At 66.0% G+C, this 16,091-nt stretch carries 16 protein-coding genes; 15 read left to right on the top strand and 1 reads right to left on the bottom strand.

The window, feature by feature from the left end; all coding sequences use genetic code 11:
- Positions 1-62 precede the first annotated feature (62 nt).
- The 13 genes from A9J21_RS29255 (at position 63) to A9J21_RS29195 (ending at position 13,599) form a co-directional block, all read left to right on the top strand.
- A complete protein-coding gene (locus tag A9J21_RS29255) occupies positions 63-1,583 on the top strand; it encodes a DUF3300 domain-containing protein (protein ID WP_066742316.1) in 1,521 nt (506 codons plus the stop codon).
- A 35-nt stretch (positions 1,584-1,618) separates the two neighbouring features.
- The gene (locus A9J21_RS29250; RefSeq protein ID WP_066742314.1) at positions 1,619-2,563 is read left to right on the top strand and encodes a DUF2950 domain-containing protein; all 945 of its coding nucleotides are present in this window, start codon (positions 1,619-1,621) and stop codon (positions 2,561-2,563) included.
- A 525-nt stretch (positions 2,564-3,088) separates the two neighbouring features.
- Positions 3,089-3,655: a YSC84-related protein gene (locus A9J21_RS29245; protein ID WP_066742572.1), complete on the top strand. Its 567-nt coding sequence runs from the start codon at positions 3,089-3,091 to the stop codon at positions 3,653-3,655.
- 12 nt (positions 3,656-3,667) lie between these two features.
- Positions 3,668-4,564 carry a sensor histidine kinase gene (locus A9J21_RS29240; RefSeq protein ID WP_082926685.1) on the top strand — a complete coding sequence of 299 codons (897 nt, stop codon included), beginning with the start codon at positions 3,668-3,670 and terminating at the stop codon, positions 4,562-4,564.
- 6 nt (positions 4,565-4,570) lie between these two features.
- A complete protein-coding gene (locus A9J21_RS29235) occupies positions 4,571-5,194 on the top strand; it encodes a response regulator transcription factor (protein ID WP_066742310.1) in 624 nt (207 codons plus the stop codon).
- A gap of 193 nt (positions 5,195-5,387) precedes the next feature.
- On the top strand, positions 5,388-5,759 hold the full coding sequence (locus tag A9J21_RS29230; protein ID WP_066742307.1) for a response regulator transcription factor: 372 nt from the start codon (positions 5,388-5,390) through the stop codon (positions 5,757-5,759).
- A gap of 122 nt (positions 5,760-5,881) precedes the next feature.
- Positions 5,882-6,136: an RNA-binding protein gene (locus tag A9J21_RS29225; protein WP_066742304.1), complete on the top strand. Its 255-nt coding sequence runs from the start codon at positions 5,882-5,884 to the stop codon at positions 6,134-6,136.
- 50 nt (positions 6,137-6,186) lie between these two features.
- Complete coding sequence (locus A9J21_RS29220; RefSeq protein ID WP_066742300.1) at positions 6,187-7,437, top strand: efflux RND transporter periplasmic adaptor subunit; 1,251 nt, start codon at positions 6,187-6,189, stop codon at positions 7,435-7,437.
- Positions 7,434-10,607 (top strand): efflux RND transporter permease subunit, encoded by a 3,174-nt coding sequence (locus A9J21_RS29215; RefSeq protein WP_066742287.1) that lies wholly within the window; start codon positions 7,434-7,436, stop codon positions 10,605-10,607. Before A9J21_RS29220 ends, A9J21_RS29215 begins: the two co-directional genes overlap by 4 nt.
- Positions 10,604-12,070: an efflux transporter outer membrane subunit gene (locus tag A9J21_RS29210; RefSeq protein ID WP_066742280.1), complete on the top strand. Its 1,467-nt coding sequence runs from the start codon at positions 10,604-10,606 to the stop codon at positions 12,068-12,070. Before A9J21_RS29215 ends, A9J21_RS29210 begins: the two co-directional genes overlap by 4 nt.
- A gap of 3 nt (positions 12,071-12,073) precedes the next feature.
- The gene (locus tag A9J21_RS29205; protein WP_066742277.1) at positions 12,074-12,556 is read left to right on the top strand and encodes a glycine zipper family protein; all 483 of its coding nucleotides are present in this window, start codon (positions 12,074-12,076) and stop codon (positions 12,554-12,556) included.
- 13 nt (positions 12,557-12,569) lie between these two features.
- Positions 12,570-13,157, top strand: a complete 588-nt coding sequence (locus A9J21_RS29200; RefSeq protein WP_066742274.1) for a hypothetical protein — start codon at positions 12,570-12,572, stop codon at positions 13,155-13,157.
- A gap of 43 nt (positions 13,158-13,200) precedes the next feature.
- Positions 13,201-13,599 (top strand): hypothetical protein, encoded by a 399-nt coding sequence (locus A9J21_RS29195; RefSeq protein ID WP_066742271.1) that lies wholly within the window; start codon positions 13,201-13,203, stop codon positions 13,597-13,599.
- A gap of 48 nt (positions 13,600-13,647) precedes the next feature.
- Here the strand turns inward: A9J21_RS29195 and ppk2 are convergent, their stop codons facing one another.
- On the bottom strand, positions 13,648-14,466 hold the full coding sequence (gene ppk2 / locus A9J21_RS29190; RefSeq protein WP_066742268.1) for a polyphosphate kinase 2: 819 nt from the start codon (positions 14,464-14,466) through the stop codon (positions 13,648-13,650).
- 167 nt (positions 14,467-14,633) lie between these two features.
- On the opposite strand from ppk2, the gene A9J21_RS29185 reads away from it, so the two are divergent.
- The gene (locus tag A9J21_RS29185; protein ID WP_156546335.1) at positions 14,634-14,906 is read left to right on the top strand and encodes a hypothetical protein; all 273 of its coding nucleotides are present in this window, start codon (positions 14,634-14,636) and stop codon (positions 14,904-14,906) included.
- A 40-nt stretch (positions 14,907-14,946) separates the two neighbouring features.
- Entirely contained in the window at positions 14,947-16,089 is a 1,143-nt protein-coding gene (locus tag A9J21_RS29180; protein ID WP_066742263.1) for an AI-2E family transporter, read from the top strand.
- Positions 16,090-16,091: the final 2 nt, after the last annotated feature.

The following is a 16,091-nucleotide window of genomic DNA, read 5'->3' as shown; positions in this document are numbered from 1 at the left end:
GAGAAGGGGACGTCGGCACCATTTTGCGGAGGGACGCCATGAGGGGTGGCAGCGGGCGACATATGCGGCGCATGCGATGCATCGGCCACTGGATGCTGGCCGGCCTGTTGGTCTCCACGGGCAGCGCCTGGGCGCAGCAGCCGGCCCCGGGGCAGCAGCCTGCGGCAGCGCCGCCGCCGGCGCAGGGCCAGCAGGAGACAGCGGGGCAGCAGACCTTCAAGCCAGAGGAAATCGAGGCGCTGGTGGCGCCTATCGCGCTGTATCCGGATTCGGTGCTGTCGCAGGTGCTGATGGCGTCAACCTATCCGCTGGAAATCGTGCAGGCCGCGCGCTGGCAGAAGGCCAATTCGAGCCTGAAGGGCGATGCGGCCGTGAAGGCCGTGCAGGATCAGCCGTGGGACGTCAGCGTGAAGTCGCTGGTGGCGTTTCCGCAGGTGCTGGAGCCAATGAACGACAAGCTCGACTGGACACAGAAGCTTGGCGACGCCTTCCTGGCTCAGGAAAAGGACGTGCTGGCCGCCGTGCAGCGGCTGCGCAACAAGGCCCAGCAGTCCGGCAACCTGAAGTCGAACGAGCAGCAGAACGTGACGGTCCAGCCGGCCACGCAGAGCAGCGGCACGCAGCAGACCATCATCATCGAGCCGGCCAACCCGCAGGTGATCTACGTGCCGGCCTACAACCCGGCCACCGTCTACGGCAGCTGGGGCTATCCGAGTTATCCGCCGTACTACTGGCCGCCGTATCCGGCCTACTACCCGGGCGCCGCGCTGGCAACCGGGTTTGCCTGGGGCGTGGGCCTGGCGGCTGCCGGCGCGATCTTCGGCAATTGCAACTGGGGCGGCGGTGACGTGAATGTCAACGTGAACCGTGCCACCAACATCGACCGCAGCTTCAACCGCAGCAGCGTGGAAGGCGGGGGCAAGTGGAAGCACGACTCCAGCCACCGCAAGGGTGTGGCCTATCGCGATAACGCCACGCGCGAGAAGTTTGGCAACAACGTGGGCGGCGCGGATCGGCGCAATGACTTCCGCGGCCGCGAGGGCGACCGGGGCGGCGATCGCGCGGGCGACCGTGCGGGAGATCGCTCGGGTAACCGGGCCGGCGACCGCAGCGCGGATCGCGCGGGAGACCGTGCCGGAGACCGCGCCGGAGACCGGTCGGCAGACCGGGGCGGCAATCGTGCCGGGGATCGCGGGCAGGGCGTGGGAGGTGACCGCGCCAGCACCGGCGACCGGATGTCCACGGATCGTGGGGGCGCCGGAGATCGCGGCGGTGCCGGCGCGAATCGCACCAGCTACGGTGGTGGCGGGCGGGACAGCGCGTTCCAGGGCGTGGGCGGCAGTGGCGCATCGTCGCAGCGCGACTTTGACCGCGGACGTGCCAGTTCTGGCGGCGGTGGCTACGGCGGCGGGCAGGGCGCGGCCCAGCGCAGCGCAGGCGGTGGCGGCGGTGGCTTCCAGGGTGGCGGCGGCCGGGGCGGTGGCGGCGGTGGCTTCCAGGGTGGTGGCGGCGGCCGGGGCGGTGGTGGTGGCGGATTTGGTGGCGGCGGCGGTGGCCGTGGTGGCGGCGGCGGACGCCGGTAGCCGGAGATGGCGATGACAACCACGAGGTGTCAGGCATGCGTGCAATGAAAGCAATCCTGCCGTCGCGCATCGCGCGTACCGCTCTGCCGCTGGTGCTGGGCGTGGCGCTGATGTCGGCCGCGCAGGCCCAGAAGGCGTTCGATACGCCCGAGGCCGCCATGAATGCGTTTGGCGACGCCGTAGCCACCAGCAACGACGCGGCCGTGACCGCGTTGCTGGGGGCCGAGGCGCGCCGCATGATCCCGCCGGTGGGCGCGGACCAGCGATACCGCTTCCTGTCCGCATGGAGCCAGTCGCACCGTATCGTAAGCGGCGACGACGGCACGGCGCGCGTGGCGGTCGGCGACAACGGCTGGACGCTGCCGATTCCGCTGGTCAAGACCAACGGACGCTGGCACTTCGACGCCAAACAGGGCGTCGGCGAGATCCGCTTGCGTCGCATCGGCAGGAACGAGCTGACGACCATCCAGACCATGCTGGCAATCTACGATGCCCAGCACGACTACGCGCTGGGTAACCACGAGGGCAATGGCCTGCTGGTCTACGCGCGCAAGCTGGTCAGTTCGCCGGGCAAGAAGGACGGGCTCTACTGGCCGACCCGTCCGGGCGAGCCGGAAAGCCCGCTCGGGCCGGCGTTCATCGATGCCATCGCGACCCATCGCAGTACTTCGGACGGCTATAACGGCTACCGCTACAAGCTGCTCAACGGGCAGGGCCCGACGGCAACCGGCGGCAAGTACACCTACCTGGTCAACGGCAAGCTGTTCGGCGGGTTTGCGGTGCTGGCATGGCCCGCACGCTATGGCGATACCGGCATCAAGAGCTTCATGGTCAGCCATGACGGCCAGGTCTACGAGCGCGACCTTGGCCGCGACACCGCCACCCGGGCGGCAGGAATCGATACGTTCGACCCCGGCACGGGTTGGAGCAAGGTGGCGCCGGAACTGCTGCAACCCATGACGGCTGCCAGCGCCGATTGACCTGGCTGGCCGCCATCGGCCGGCCTTCCCCTTCCATGCAAATGCCCTGGCCGGTATGCTTCCCGCGCCAGGGCATTTTGTTTTCCGGTCCCGCCAGTTGGAATTCGCACGCCCCGAAGCCCGAATCGTGCCAATTCTCATTTCCGTGCGGATAAATACTAAGCAGGCTGGCTAATACAGAAATCCTGCACCGCGTACCGCCCGGCAGTATCAGGTACCGTCCGCTTCGCCTGATTAATTAATCGCCGATTAATAACGTGCGCGTCCTGTTCTGATATTTTTTGCGCCCGTGTTTCATCTTTACATCTCTGCGGAAGTAAAGATTGCAATCAGCAGGTCATCGACCTACTTTGATATGGCACTTACGGGATATCCAGAAAAAGCAATAAGCATCGATTGTATTTGGCGTGGGGTAGGCACGCCCAGGGACGCTTCATGGATCTGGCGCTGTGGCGTGTAGCGGGCCGCAGCCCGTTGTAGGGCCAGCCGCCCTGGCTTGCTCCCCGTTCTGTCTGGGAGACCATGATGAATCGACGGCTGTTCATGAGCCTGCCTTCACTGGCATTGGCACCGGCATTGTTTGCTTGTACCACCAATATGTCAGGCAGTGACGCGGCGGCAAAACGCCGCGAGATCGATGCCGGCGTGGACGGCACCATGAGCAAGCTGTTTGCCTCCGCCAGTTCGGCACAGGCCCTCGCCGAGAAGGCCAAGGGCATACTCGTGTTTCCCAAGATCCTGGCTGCCGGGTTTATTGTCGGCGCCGAGTATGGCGAAGGATCGCTCCGGGTGGCCAATTCGCCGGTGGGCTATTACCGCACCACCACTGCGTCGTTCGGCTTTCTGGCCGGCGCACAGTCCAAGGCGCTCATCATGATGTTCATGACCGACGACGCGCTGAAGGCATTCGAGGCCAGCAAGGGCTGGACGGCTGGGGTGGACGGTTCGGTGGCGCTGGCGACCATCGGCGCGAACGGGCAGATCGACACCAACACGGCCCGCGCACCGATCATCGGATTCGTGCTGACGAACGCCGGGCTGATGGCCAACCTGTCGCTGGAAGGCACCAAGATCAGCAAGCTCGACATCTGAGCACGCCAGGCCATGAGATGGGTCACGATGTTGCTGATGGGCGCGTCCGTCGCGTTGGCGATGGGCGTGCTGCCACGTCCGCGCACCAAGCCGCGCCGTCGTGACGATACCTTGCGGGTGGTCGACACCAGCCCGTTCTCGGACATCGCCAGCCGCCCCGGCATGGTCGAACTGGCGGGGTCGCTGGCGCATGAGCTGAACCAGCCGCTGACCGCCATCACAAGCAACGCCCAGGCCGCGCGCGAATACCTGATGTCGGGCACGCCCGACCAGACTGAGATCCGTGAAATCCTCGACGACATCGTCAGCGACGCCTCGCGCGCCAGCGACATCGTCAAGGGCGTGCGCGCGTTGATCCGGGGCGAGGCCCCCCACCTGGTGCCGTTCCAGATCGGCGACGTGATCGTGCGTGCGCTGGAATTGGTGCGCGACGAGGCCAGGGCGCGCGAGGTCACCGTCGATGGCGAGGCCGACGGACAGCTGCCCCGCGCCGTGGGCGATCCGATGGAGATCCAGCTCGTGCTGCTGAACCTGCTGGTCAATGCGCTGGATGCCGTGGAGGCCGCGCACGCACGCGGGGCACGCAAGGTATCGGTTGCCGCGTCCGCACAGGACGGTGTGCTGAAGCTGACCGTGCGCGACAACGGCTGCGGCGTGGCCGAGGGCGACCTCGACAAGATTTTCCGCCCGTTCTTTTCCTCGAAGCCCAAAGGCATGGGCCTGGGCCTGTCGTTCAGCCGCGCACTCATGGAACGCAACGGCGGCCGGCTGCGCGCCATCCGCAACAGCGACAACGGCATGACGTTCGAATGCCTGTTGCGCACCGAAGACTCCGCCTCGGCCACGGCGCATCATCGCGCGCCGGCGGTCGTGGCGGCCCGGTTCAGGACTGCATTTTCCCGGAGATAAGACTCCATGCTCGCGACCAGGACCACCATCTACATCGTTGACGATGACGACAGCGTGCGACGGGCGCTGGGCCGCGTGCTGGGGGCGCACGGCTATCTCACCGCAGGGTTCGCATCCGCCAGCCAGTTCCTGGAGGAAGCCGACATCGACGACACGCCCGGCTGCGTGTTGCTGGACCTGCAGTTGCCGGACATCAGCGGCATCGACCTGCAGCAGGCGCTGTGCAGCCGGATTCCGGTCATCATCCTGACCGGGCATGCCGATGTCGCCAGCGCAGTGTTGACCATGCAGGCCGGCGCCATCGACTTCCTGCAAAAGCCGGTATCTGACGTGCAGCTGCTGGCTGCGGTGAACAAGGGCTGCGAATGTGCCACGCGCCAGTTTGCGCAGGCCAGCGAACTGCGCGATCTGAAGAAGAAGATCGACCGCCTGACGCCGCGCGAGCGCGAAGTGCTGGCGTGGATAGTCACGGGCTTCCGCAACAAACAGGTAGCCAACCGGCTTGGCACGGTCGAGAAGACCATCAAGGTGCATCGCGCCCACGTCATGCAGAAGCTGGAAGTGGATTCCCTGCCGGCGCTGGTCCGCATCGCCGACCGCATGGGCATGGTGGCCGATCCGGCCACCTGACACTGTCCGCCTGTCCGCCGGGGGCGGTACGATGCCGCCCCCGTTCCACGCCTCTCCGGCGCCGGGACCCCCCTTCCAGCCCCGATCCCCGGGGCCGACTGGCCCCAGCGCTGGACCATGGGCCAATATCGCCCGCCTCGCCAGTCTCGTAGCCTAATCATTACGTGCTTACAATCGGCTGCGCAACGTGCAAATGGGTGCTACCGGAAACTTCGTGGTGGTTGTGGACGACGACGCGTCAGTGGCGCGATCCACGTCGCGGCTGTTGCGTGCCGCGGGCATCACGGTCGACACGTTCACCAGCGGCACCGATTTCATTGCCCGCATCCAGGGCAAGGCGGCCTACCGGCCGTTCTGCGTGATCCTCGACGTCTGCATGCCGGGGATGGACGGGCTGGAGGTGCAGCAGCAACTGGCCGGCCTGGCGCTTCCCCTGATCTTCATTACCGCGCACGAGGTGCCCGAGGCACGCGACAAGGCATTGGCGGCGGGCGCCGTCGGCTATTTGCGCAAGCCATTCGACGCCGCCCAGCTGGTTGATCTGGTACGAAGCGTGATGCCTTAGTCCCATGCCTTTGGTCCTTGGTCCAATTGTCATTCAGGCCGTAGCAGGCACACTCTTACCAAGGCGTGCAGCAGGCGCCCTGCCGTACGCATGGCTCGCCAGCCAAACAGGAGGACCGGCAAATGTCGCTACTGATGCTTTCCAACCTCCACCCGGACACCACCGAGGAGCAGGTCAAGGAATTCCTTGGCCGTTATGGCTTTCCGCCTGCCGACGAGATCGAGCGGCAGGAAGGCGACGGCACCCGCCCCTCGATGACGCTGACGTTCCGGACGGTGGATACGGGCGCGCTGCAGCAGCTGGTGCCGCGCATCCATGGCGTGTTCTGGAACGGCCACAAGATCAATGCGCTGATCCTGCGCGAACACTTCAGGTAATCGCACAAGTCTCGCGTGGCCCGCGGCCGGCGCGAGCAGGAGATACGACGATGGCAAGCGGTCTGGTATCCAAGCGCGGTCGGTGGGCATTGGTGGTACTGGCCGCACTGGCGGTGTCCGGTTGCCACAAGCAGGAGGCCAAGGGGCCAGCCGCGCCCCCGGCAGCCGAAGTGGGCGTGGTCAAGGTCACCCTGCAGGACGTGCCGCTGACCTACGAATTCGTGGGCGAGACGCAAAGCTCCCAGCAGGTGGAAATCCGGGCCCGCGTGAGCGGCTTCCTGGAGCAGCGCCTCTATACCGAAGGCTCGATGGTCAAGGCCGGCCAGGTCATGTTCCGCATGGACCAGAAGCCGTTCCAGGCCGCGCTCGACGCCGCGCAGGCCGAACTGGCCCAGCAGCAGGCCCGGCTGACCACCGCACGCTCGAATCTGGCGCGGGTCAAGCCGCTGGCCGCCAAGAACGCCCTGAGCCAGAAGGACCTGGACGAAGCGACCGGCCAGGAGCAGTCCGCCGCTGCCGCCGTCGAAGCCGCCAAGGCCAACGTCACCAATGCCAAGCTGAATCTCGGCTACACGACGATCACGTCGCCCGTGGATGGCCTGTCCAGCTACGCCAAGAAGCAGGTGGGCTCGTACATCGACGCCACCAACAGCCTGCTCACGTACGTCGCCAAGCTCGATCCGATCTGGGTCAACTTCAGCCTGTCCGAGAACGAGGTGCTGCAGTACCAGTCGCAGACCGCGGCCGGCAGCATCCGGATGCCGGCGCGGGGCGCGATGGAAGTGGAGATCGTGCTGGCCGACGGCACCACGTATCCGCAGCGCGGGCATATCGCCTTTGCCGATGCATCGTTCAATTCCGAAACCGGCACCTACCTGATCCGCGCCGAAATGCCGAATACCAAGGGCATGCTGCGGCCGGGGCAGTTCGTGCGTGTGCGGCTGATTGGCGCAGTGCGCACCAAGGCCATCACCGTGCCGCAGGAAGCGGTGGTGCAGGGCCAGCGCGGCCAGTCGGTGTGGCTGGTGGGCAAGGAGAACAAGGCCGAGCCGCGCGTGATCGACGTGGGCGAATGGTCGCAGGGCAACTGGGTGGTGCGTTCGGGCCTGCGTGAGGGCGATACCGTGATCGTCGACGGTTCGATCCGCCTCGCGCCTGGTGCGCCGGTCAAGCCGGTGGCCGCGCCGCCGCGCCAGGCCAGCGACGGGCCGTCGCCGGTGCCACCGTCGGCACCCCCGGCGCATCCTGCGGCACCGGGCTCCACCGGGGCGCCGGAAGCCGGCAAGGGTGCGGCGTCATGAAAATTTCCCACTTCTTTATCGACCGCCCGATCTTCGCGTCGGTGCTGTCGATCATCATCGTGGTGGGCGGGATGGTGGCGCTGTTCAACCTGCCGATCGCACAGTTTCCGGACATCACGCCGCCCAGCATCACCGTGTCCACGACGTATCCGGGAGCCAGCTCGGAAGTGGTGGCGCAGAACGTGGCCGCCCCGATCGAGCAGCAGGTGAACGGCGCGGACAACATGCTCTACATGTCGTCCACCAGCTCGTCCACGGGCAATATCACGCTGACCACGTATTTCGAGATCGGCACCGATCCGGCACTGGCGCAGGTGGACGTGCAGAACCGCGTCAACCTGGCCTTGCCGACACTGCCCGACGCCGTGACCAAGCAGGGCGTGACCGTGGAAAAGCGCTCGCAGGCGTTCATGATGGTGATTGCCGTCTATTCGCCCGACAACAGCTATCCGCAGACCTTCGTCGACAACTACACGAGCATCTACATCCTGGATTCGCTCAAGCGCATCCCGGGCGCCAACCAGTCGGCCATCTTCGGCACGCCCGATTACGCCATGCGCATCTGGCTCAAGCCTGACCGCATGGCCCAGCTTGGCATCACTGCCGAAGACGTCAAGAGCGCGGTAGCCAACCAGAACGAGCAGTTCTCGGCGGGCCGCATCGGCAGTTCGCCCACGTCGGAGCCGGTCAAGCAGACGTTCCCGGTGACCACCAAGGGCCGCATGACCGACCCGGCCGAGTTCGAGAACATCATCCTGCGCGCGGCATCGGGCGACGCCGCGCTGGTGCGGCTCAAGGATATCGGCCGCGCCGAGCTGGGTGCGAAGGACTACTCGCTGCGCAGCCGCTACAAGGGCAAGACGGCCACGCTGCTGGCCGTGTACCAGCAGCCGGGCGCAAACGCGCTGGCGGTGGCGGGGCAGGTCCGCAAGGCGCTCGAAGAGGCCAAGAAATCGTTCCCGCCGGGCCTGGAATACGAAGTGGCGCTGGACACCACCGAGTTCGTGCACGAGTCGATCAACGAGGTGGTGCATACGCTGCGCGATGCGGTGATCCTGGTGATCCTGGTGGTGTACCTGTTCCTGCAGAGCTTCCGTGCCACGCTGGTGCCAATCCTGGCGGTGCCGGTGTCGATCATCGGCACATTCACCGCCATGGCCGCCTTCGGCTTCTCGGTGAACATGCTCACGCTGTTCGGCATGGTGTTAGCCATCGGCATTGTGGTGGACGATGCCATCGTTGTGATCGAGAACGTCGAGCGGAACATGATGGAGTTCCACATGCCGCCCAAGGAGGCCGCCAAGGCCGCCATGGACGAAGTGGGCGGCCCGGTGATCGCCATCGTGCTGGTGCTGCTGGCGGTGTTTATCCCGGTGGCATTCCTGTCCGGCATCACGGGCCAGCTTTACAAGCAGTTCGCCATTACGCTGGCGGTGTCGGTGCTGCTGTCCGGGGTGGTGGCGCTGACGTTGTCGCCCGCGCTGGCGGCCATCCTGCTCAAGCCCGGCAGCCACAAGAAGAACCGCTTCTTCCAATGGTTCAACCGCACTTTCGACCGGCTGGTGGAAGGCTATGGATCGACCGTGCAGGCCGTGATCCGGCGCACGGCGATCTCGGTGGGGATCGTCATTGCGCTGATCGTGGCCGCGGTGCTGATGTTCATCCGTATTCCGTCGTCGTTCCTGCCGGTGGAGGACCAGGGCTATCTGCTGGGCGCGGTGATCATGCCCGATGCGGCCAGCCTGGATCGGACCGGCGCGGTGTCGAAGCGGGCCGCGGAGTGGTTCGAGAAGCAGCCTGGCGTGAAGTCGGTGGCGGTGCCCGATGGCTTCAGCCTGATCGATTCGCAGAACAAGTCGAACGCCGGTACGTTATTCATCACGCTGAAGGGCTTTCACGAGCGCGGCAAGGGCGAGAGCGCGGCCGATCTGATCGCGAAGGCCAACAAGGAGTTCTCGACCTATCGTGACGGGCTGGTGATTCCGGTGAATCCGCCGTCAATTCCGGGCCTGGGCACCACGGGCGGCTTCGAGTTCTGGCTGCAGAGCACTGGCGACGGCAGCTACCAGCAACTGGAGGAACGCACGCGCGCGTTTATCGCCAAGGCGCGGCAGCGTCCGGAGCTGCGCGGCGTGAGCACCACGATCAACACGCGCTCACGGCAGCTGCTGGTTGACCTGGACCGCGAGCGGGCGGAGACGCAGGGCGTGCCAGTGGAACAGGTGTACTCCGCGCTGCAGACCATGTTCGGGTCGTTGTACGTGAGCCAGTTCCCCAAGAACAGCCGCCTGTTCCAGGTGATCCTGCAGGCCGAGCCGGAGTACCGGTCGAAGCCCGAAGACATCGACAAGGTGTATGTGCGCAATTCGCGCAACGAGATGGTGCCGATCAAGGCGGTGACCACCACGCGCTGGGTGGCCGGCGCAGACCTGGTGACGCGTTTCAACAACTTCCCGGCGGCCAAGATCACCGGCGATGCCGCACCGGGCTACAGCTCGGGCCAGGCGCTGCAGGCCATGGAGGAAGTGGCGGCCGAGGTGCTGGGCGAGGGCTACAGCTTTGCGTGGAGCGGCCAGGCCTACGAGGAAAAGAAGGCCGGTTCGACGGCGGCCCTGGTGTTTGCGTTCGCCCTGCTCATGGTGTTCCTGATCCTGGCGGCGCAGTACGAGAAATGGTCGCTGCCGATCGGGGTGCTGCTGGCCGTGCCGTTCGCGCTGTTCGGTGCGCTGGTCGGCATCCTGGTGCGGGGCATGGAGAACGACGTGTACTTCCAGATCGGGCTGACGGTGCTGATCGCGCTGGCCGCCAAGAACGCCATCCTGATCTTCGAGTTCGCGGTGGAGATGCGCGTCAAGGAGGGGCTGAGCCCGTATGACGCGGCGGTCAAGGCTTCCAAGATGCGGCTGCGTCCGATCATCATGACGTCGCTGGCATTCATCCTTGGCTGTATTCCGCTGGCCATTGCCAGCGGCGCGTCGGCGGCCAGCCGCCAGTCGCTGGGTACCGGCGTGATCGGCGGCATGCTCGGTGCCACGGTGATCGCCGTCTTCTTTATCCCGATGTTCTTCTGGGGCCTGGAACGCGAGAGCAAGAAGAAGATCGCGGAGCAGGGCGGGAAGGATGCCGGGTCCGGCGCCAATCCCTCCGCGCCCACCGGAGGCACGCTATGAGCCATCGTGGATGGCCTGCGCGCGCCCTGGTGCCGGGGCTGACGGCGCTGACGCTGGTGGCTGGCGGCTGTACCGTGGGTCCGGACTACGTGCGGCCCGACGTGCAGGTGCCGGAGACCTATCGTTTCGCGCCCGAGACGCAGCAGTCGGCCGATGTGGTGACCACGCAATACTGGTGGTCCCAGATCGGTGATCCGGTGCTCGACGACCTGATCGCCACGGCGCGGGCACACAACTACGATGTGCTGATTGCCACGGCGCGCGTGGAGGAATACTACGGGCGCGTGATGACCACGCGTGCGGGGCTGTTTCCGCAGGTCGGCGCGGAGGCGGGCGGCAGCCGGCAGCGCATCAGCACCAGCAGCGGCACCGTGCTGCCCATCGACAATCCGTTCAACTCGGTCAAGGCCGACGTCTACGCATCGTGGGAGATCGACCTGTTCGGCCGGATCCGGCGCATGACCGAAGCGGCGCGGGCCGACTGGGCCGCTTCAGAACAGGCGCGCCGCAGCACCGAAATCAGCGTGGTGGCGGCGGTGGCGAGTGGTTACATCACGCTGCGCGACCTGGACAACCGCCTGCGCATCGCGCAGGACACGCTGACCAGCCGCGAGGGCGCGCTGCAGGTGTTCCGGGAACGGTTCCAGGGCGGCGTGGTGTCCGAGGTGGAGTATGCGCAGTCGCGCTCCGAGTACGCATCGGCCCAGGCATCGGTCGAGCAGTTCCGGCAACTGGTGGCGCAGCAGGAAGACCTGCTGGCCGTGCTGGTCGGCGACAACCCGCGCGCCATGCCGCGTGGCAAGTCGATTGACGAGCTGATCCTGCCCGTGGTGCCGGTGGGGCTGCCGTCCTCGCTGCTGGAACAGCGCCCGGACCTGCTGCAGGCCGAGCAGTCTCTGGTGGCGGCCAATGCCCAGATCGGCGCTGCACGCGCGCAGTATTTCCCGACGATCTCGTTGACCGGCATGTTCGGCGCGGCCAGCACGGCACTGTCCGGGCTATGGGTGGGGTCGTCCAGAGCCTGGTCGTATGGCGGGCTGATCAGCGTGCCGATCTTCACCGCCGGTGCGATTGCCGGTGACGTGAAGCAGGCCGAGGCGCGCCAGAAGCAGGCGCTGTATGGCTACCAGCAGGCGGTGCAGACGGCGTTCCGCGAGGTTGCCGATGCGCTGGCCGGCGTGCAGTACACCCGTAGCCAGCTGGTGGCAAAGAATGACCAGGTGGACGCGCTGTCGCGCTATGCACTGCTGGCGCGTGACCGCTACGAAGGCGGCTACACCAGCTATCTGGAGGTGCTCGATTCGGAGCGCTCGCTGTTTTCCGCGCAGCTGGAGCAATCGACGCTGCGCGGCACGGAGTTTGGGCAGCTGGTCCAGCTCTACAAGGCGCTGGGCGGCGGCTGGCCCGTCGACAGCGCACCCCAGGCCAGCGTCAGTCAGCCGGCCAGCCCCGCCAAGGAGTGAACCATGTCCAGATCCAGCATTCCTGCCGCGTTGCTTGCCGCCGCCGTCCTGGTTGGCCTGAGCGCCGGCGCACTCGCACAATCGAAACCCATCGCCTATCCGGCCAAGGGACAGAGCCAGGCCAAGCAGCAGGAAGATGACGGCTATTGCTATTCGTGGGCCAAGTCGAACACCGGCATCGATCCGGCGCAGGTGGCCGCGGCGCCGCCTCCGGCGCCCAGCGGCCCGGCCGTGGGTGGTGGCGAACGGGTTGGCGGCGCGGCGCGCGGTGCGGCGGGCGGCGCGGTTGTTGGCGCCATCGCGGGCGATGCCGGCAAGGGAGCGGCAGCCGGCGCGGCCGTGGGTACGATGGCTGGCGGCCACCGGGCACGCCAGAACCAGCGCAATGCGCAGGCCAACGCGCAATCGCAGCAGTCGGGTGCCATGAACACCTATTACCGCGCGTATTCAGCCTGCATGCAGGGACGCGGCTACACGATCCAATAACCAGGGAGGTCATATGTTCAAGCGAGTTGCGATGACAGCAGCAGTGCTGCTGAGCCTGTCGGCGGTGTCCCATGCCCAGCCGGACGTGAAAACGGATGTGACGCGATCCGACGGGCAGACCACGGCCACCGGCACGGCCAAGGTCAACGCCACGATTACCGCCATCGACACGGCGTCGCGCAAGGTCACGCTCAAGACCCAGGCCGGCAAGGTCGTGGACATGACCGTGGGCGAAGAGGCGCGCAACTTCGACCAGCTGCACGTGGGCGACAAGGTGGCCGTCGAGTACACCGAAGCCCTGACCGTCAGCCTGAAGAAGGGCAGCGGCGCGGCGACCATGCAGGAACGCGAGATCGCCGAGCGCTCGCAGCCGGGTGCCAAGCCGGGTGGCCGGGTTGGACGCGAAGTGACCGTGGTGGCGCAGGTCGTCAAGGTCGACAAGGAAAAGAACATCGTTACCGTGAAGGGGCCGCGTGGGCGCACGGTGGACCTGCTGGTGGAAGACCCCGACCAGATGAAGGCCGTCAAGAAGGGTGACCGCGTGCAGGCTGTCTATACTGAGGCAGTTGCGGTTTCGGTCACCCCGGGTGCGGCAAAGTAGCCGGCTTTTCCAACCAGTCCGGCAAGGAGCCAAGGAGGCAGCCTTGAAACACACTGCGAAATGGCACGGCCTGTGCGCGGCCGCGCTGCTGGGCCTGGCCTGGCCAGCGCATGCGTATTTCGATCACTTCCTGAACGGCACCATCATCGGCACGCTGGACAAGGACCAGGTGGCAGCGCTGCGCACCGCCTTCGGCAAGACGCTGACGGACTCCGACGACGGCGCGAGCGTGCCGTTCCACCTGGACGCCAGCACCAGCAATCCCAAGAGCAAGGCCACCGACGGTACGTTCACGCCGCTCAAGACGCGTACCGAGAGCGGCCAGCGCTGCCGCAAGGTGCGTAGCGAACTGCGTCAGTCGGGCCGGCAGCCCGAGCGCTGGACAGGCTGGTACTGCCAGCAGTCGGACGGCGACTGGAAGAAGACGATGATCAAGGAGTAACCGGCGCGGGACAGCGGGGCGCAAGCCCCGTCGCCCGCTGCCGGGCTTTCAGAACTTCTCGGGGATGTAGCGGTACGGATAGTCGGGCGCCTTGTAGTTGCCCGCCTTCTGCCGCGCCGGCAGCGTGACTTTCTTGCCCTTGATGTGCTCATAGGGCACGGAAGCGAGCAGATGGCTGATGATGTTCAGGCGGGCGCGCCGCTTGTTGTCGGAGCGCACCACGTGCCACGGAGCAAAATCGGTATCGGATGCCTCGAACATCGCGTCTCGGGCGCGCGAGTAGTCGTACCAGCGGCTGTAAGACTTCAGGTCCATGTCCGTCAGCTTCCAGGTCTTGCGCCCGTCCTCGATGCGCGATTGCAGCCGGCGCGTCTGCTCTTCAGGCGTGACTTCGAGCCAGTACTTGAGCAGCAGAACGTTGGAGCCGACAATGGCGCGCTCCATCAGCGGCACGGCGCGCAGGAAGCCGTCCACCTGCTCGTCGCTGGCAAAGCCCATCACACGTTCCACGCCAGCGCGGTTGTACCAGCTGCGATCGAAGATCACCACCTCGCCCGCTGCGGGCAGATGCGGGATGTACCGTTGCATGTACATCTGGCTCTTCTCGCGCTCGGTGGGCGCGGGCAGCGCCACAACGCGGAACACGCGCGGGCTGACCCGTTCGGTGATGGCCTTGATGGTGCCCCCCTTGCCTGCGCCGTCCCGCCCCTCGAAGACGATGCAGATCTTGGTGCCGGTGGCTTTTATCCAGTTCTGCATGTGTACCAGCTCCACATGCAGCCCGGCCAGTATCTCGTCATAGTCCTTGCGGCCCAAAGCGGTGCCGGCCTCCGCCTCGCTTTCGGCGCGCCGTGCCTGTTTTGCCATGTCTGCTCCCAGAGTCTTGATTGGGGGGACACTTTCCCCAAGTATCAATCTGGACACTGCGCCGGGCTTTGGCAATGGACCTTGGGCCAATGCTTGGCCCAAGGACCAATTGCATTGCGCCGATGCTTGGCTGACTCTAGTGACAGAACCTGTTCGTGTTTGCCATCATGCATAAATGCGGTGTCGTGTTGATGGCGGGGGCGCTGTGGCTGGCCGTGGTGGGCATCTTCTTCAGCGATCCCAGCGGACAGATGCCGGACAAGCTGAACCTGTTCAGGCTGGCGATGCACGGCCTGGAGGTGCAGATGTTCCGGACCGGCAGCGACCCGCCACGCTACCTGGTGAATGTGCTCGCCCGCGACTGGTTGCTGGGTTGCGTGGTGCTTTTCGCCGTCGGCGCCATCGTGGTCCTGATTGCGCGCAGGCGCCAGGATGCCTGATGGCGCGCCCGCAATCCCGCCGCACAAGGGAGGCCATCCCATGCTGCAAGCCCCGTATTCCAGCGCGACCGCGTCGCGCACGCTGATCGACTCGCTGATCCGCTTCGGCCTGATCGCGCTGCTGTCGGTCTTCTGTTTCCAGATCTTCAAGCCGTTCATGAACCTGCTGTTGTGGTCGGTGATACTGGCCATCACCATGTATCCGCTGCAGGTGCGGCTGCGCGGCAAGGTTTTTGATGGCGAAGGGCGCACGGCCACGCTGATCATCGTGCTGGTGATTGCCGTGGTGATGGTGCCGACCTACCTGCTGGGCATTGCGCTGATCGAGTCGGTCGAGCATGCCATGGCGATTGCCAAGACCGGAGAGTTCACGATTCCGCCGCCACCGGAGTCTGTGGCCGGTTGGCCCGTGATCGGGCAGCGCGTGCATGACGCCTGGGCGATGGCGTCCACCGATGCCGGCGGCCTGATCCAGAAGCTGGGGCCGCAGATCAAGTCGGCCAGCATCGGCCTGCTTGGGGCTGTGGGCGGCGTGGGCGTGGGGCTGCTGGTCTTCGTCGGCGCGCTGATCATCGCCGGGATCATCATGGCGTATGGCGAACTGGGCACCCGCAGCGCGATCCAGATTGCGTCGCGCCTGACCGGGCCGGAACGCGGGCCGCGCATCACCGCGCTGTGCACGGCGACCGTGCGCGCCGTGGCCCAGGGCGTGGTGGGCATTGCCTTCATCCAGATGCTGCTGATCGGCGTCGCCTTCATCATCAAGGGCGTGCCGGGCGCGGGACTGCTGGCGCTGGCGGTGCTGCTGCTGGGCATCATGCAACTGCCAGCCACGCTGATCACGGTGCCGGTGATCGTGCTGGTCTTTGCGGCAGAGGGCGCTTCCGGCACCAACGTCATATTTGCCATCTACGTCTTTATCGCGGGGCTGTCGGACAACGTGCTCAAGCCGCTGCTGCTGGGGCGCGGCGTTGACGTGCCGATGCCGGTCATCCTGATCGGCGCGCTGGGTGGCATGGTCACCGGTGGGGTGATCGGGCTGTTCATCGGCCCGATCGTGCTGGCGGTGGGCTATCAGCTGTTCTGGCAATGGGTGGAAGACCCGCCACCGCGTATCGAGGTGGAAACCGAACCGCCGCGCAGCGTGCCCGACATTACCGGTGCCGACATCACCAGGGGATAAAC

It is taken from the genome of Cupriavidus sp. D384 (genome assembly GCF_001652915.1).
Lineage (GTDB): Bacteria > Pseudomonadota > Gammaproteobacteria > Burkholderiales > Burkholderiaceae > Cupriavidus.
This window is presented reverse-complemented; position numbering and strand designations above follow the sequence as displayed.

Excerpts from the sequence above, each read along its gene's own strand:
- A9J21_RS29255 (WP_066742316.1), top strand. The coding sequence starts at position 63 with ATGCGGCGCATGCGATGCATCGGCCACTGGATGCTGGCCGGCCTGTTG.
- A9J21_RS29250 (WP_066742314.1), top strand. The coding sequence starts at position 1,619 with ATGCGTGCAATGAAAGCAATCCTGCCGTCGCGCATCGCGCGTACCGCT.
- A9J21_RS29245 (WP_066742572.1), top strand. The coding sequence starts at position 3,089 with ATGAATCGACGGCTGTTCATGAGCCTGCCTTCACTGGCATTGGCACCG.
- A9J21_RS29240 (WP_082926685.1), top strand. The coding sequence starts at position 3,668 with ATGAGATGGGTCACGATGTTGCTGATGGGCGCGTCCGTCGCGTTGGCG.
- A9J21_RS29235 (WP_066742310.1), top strand. The coding sequence starts at position 4,571 with ATGCTCGCGACCAGGACCACCATCTACATCGTTGACGATGACGACAGC.
- A9J21_RS29230 (WP_066742307.1), top strand. The coding sequence starts at position 5,388 with ATGGGTGCTACCGGAAACTTCGTGGTGGTTGTGGACGACGACGCGTCA.
- A9J21_RS29225 (WP_066742304.1), top strand. The coding sequence starts at position 5,882 with ATGTCGCTACTGATGCTTTCCAACCTCCACCCGGACACCACCGAGGAG.
- A9J21_RS29220 (WP_066742300.1), top strand. The coding sequence starts at position 6,187 with ATGGCAAGCGGTCTGGTATCCAAGCGCGGTCGGTGGGCATTGGTGGTA.
- A9J21_RS29215 (WP_066742287.1), top strand. The coding sequence starts at position 7,434 with ATGAAAATTTCCCACTTCTTTATCGACCGCCCGATCTTCGCGTCGGTG.
- A9J21_RS29210 (WP_066742280.1), top strand. The coding sequence starts at position 10,604 with ATGAGCCATCGTGGATGGCCTGCGCGCGCCCTGGTGCCGGGGCTGACG.
- A9J21_RS29205 (WP_066742277.1), top strand. The coding sequence starts at position 12,074 with ATGTCCAGATCCAGCATTCCTGCCGCGTTGCTTGCCGCCGCCGTCCTG.
- A9J21_RS29200 (WP_066742274.1), top strand. The coding sequence starts at position 12,570 with ATGTTCAAGCGAGTTGCGATGACAGCAGCAGTGCTGCTGAGCCTGTCG.
- ppk2 (WP_066742268.1), bottom strand. The coding sequence starts at position 14,466 with ATGGCAAAACAGGCACGGCGCGCCGAAAGCGAGGCGGAGGCCGGCACC.
- A9J21_RS29185 (WP_156546335.1), top strand. The coding sequence starts at position 14,634 with ATGCATAAATGCGGTGTCGTGTTGATGGCGGGGGCGCTGTGGCTGGCC.
- A9J21_RS29180 (WP_066742263.1), top strand. The coding sequence starts at position 14,947 with ATGCTGCAAGCCCCGTATTCCAGCGCGACCGCGTCGCGCACGCTGATC.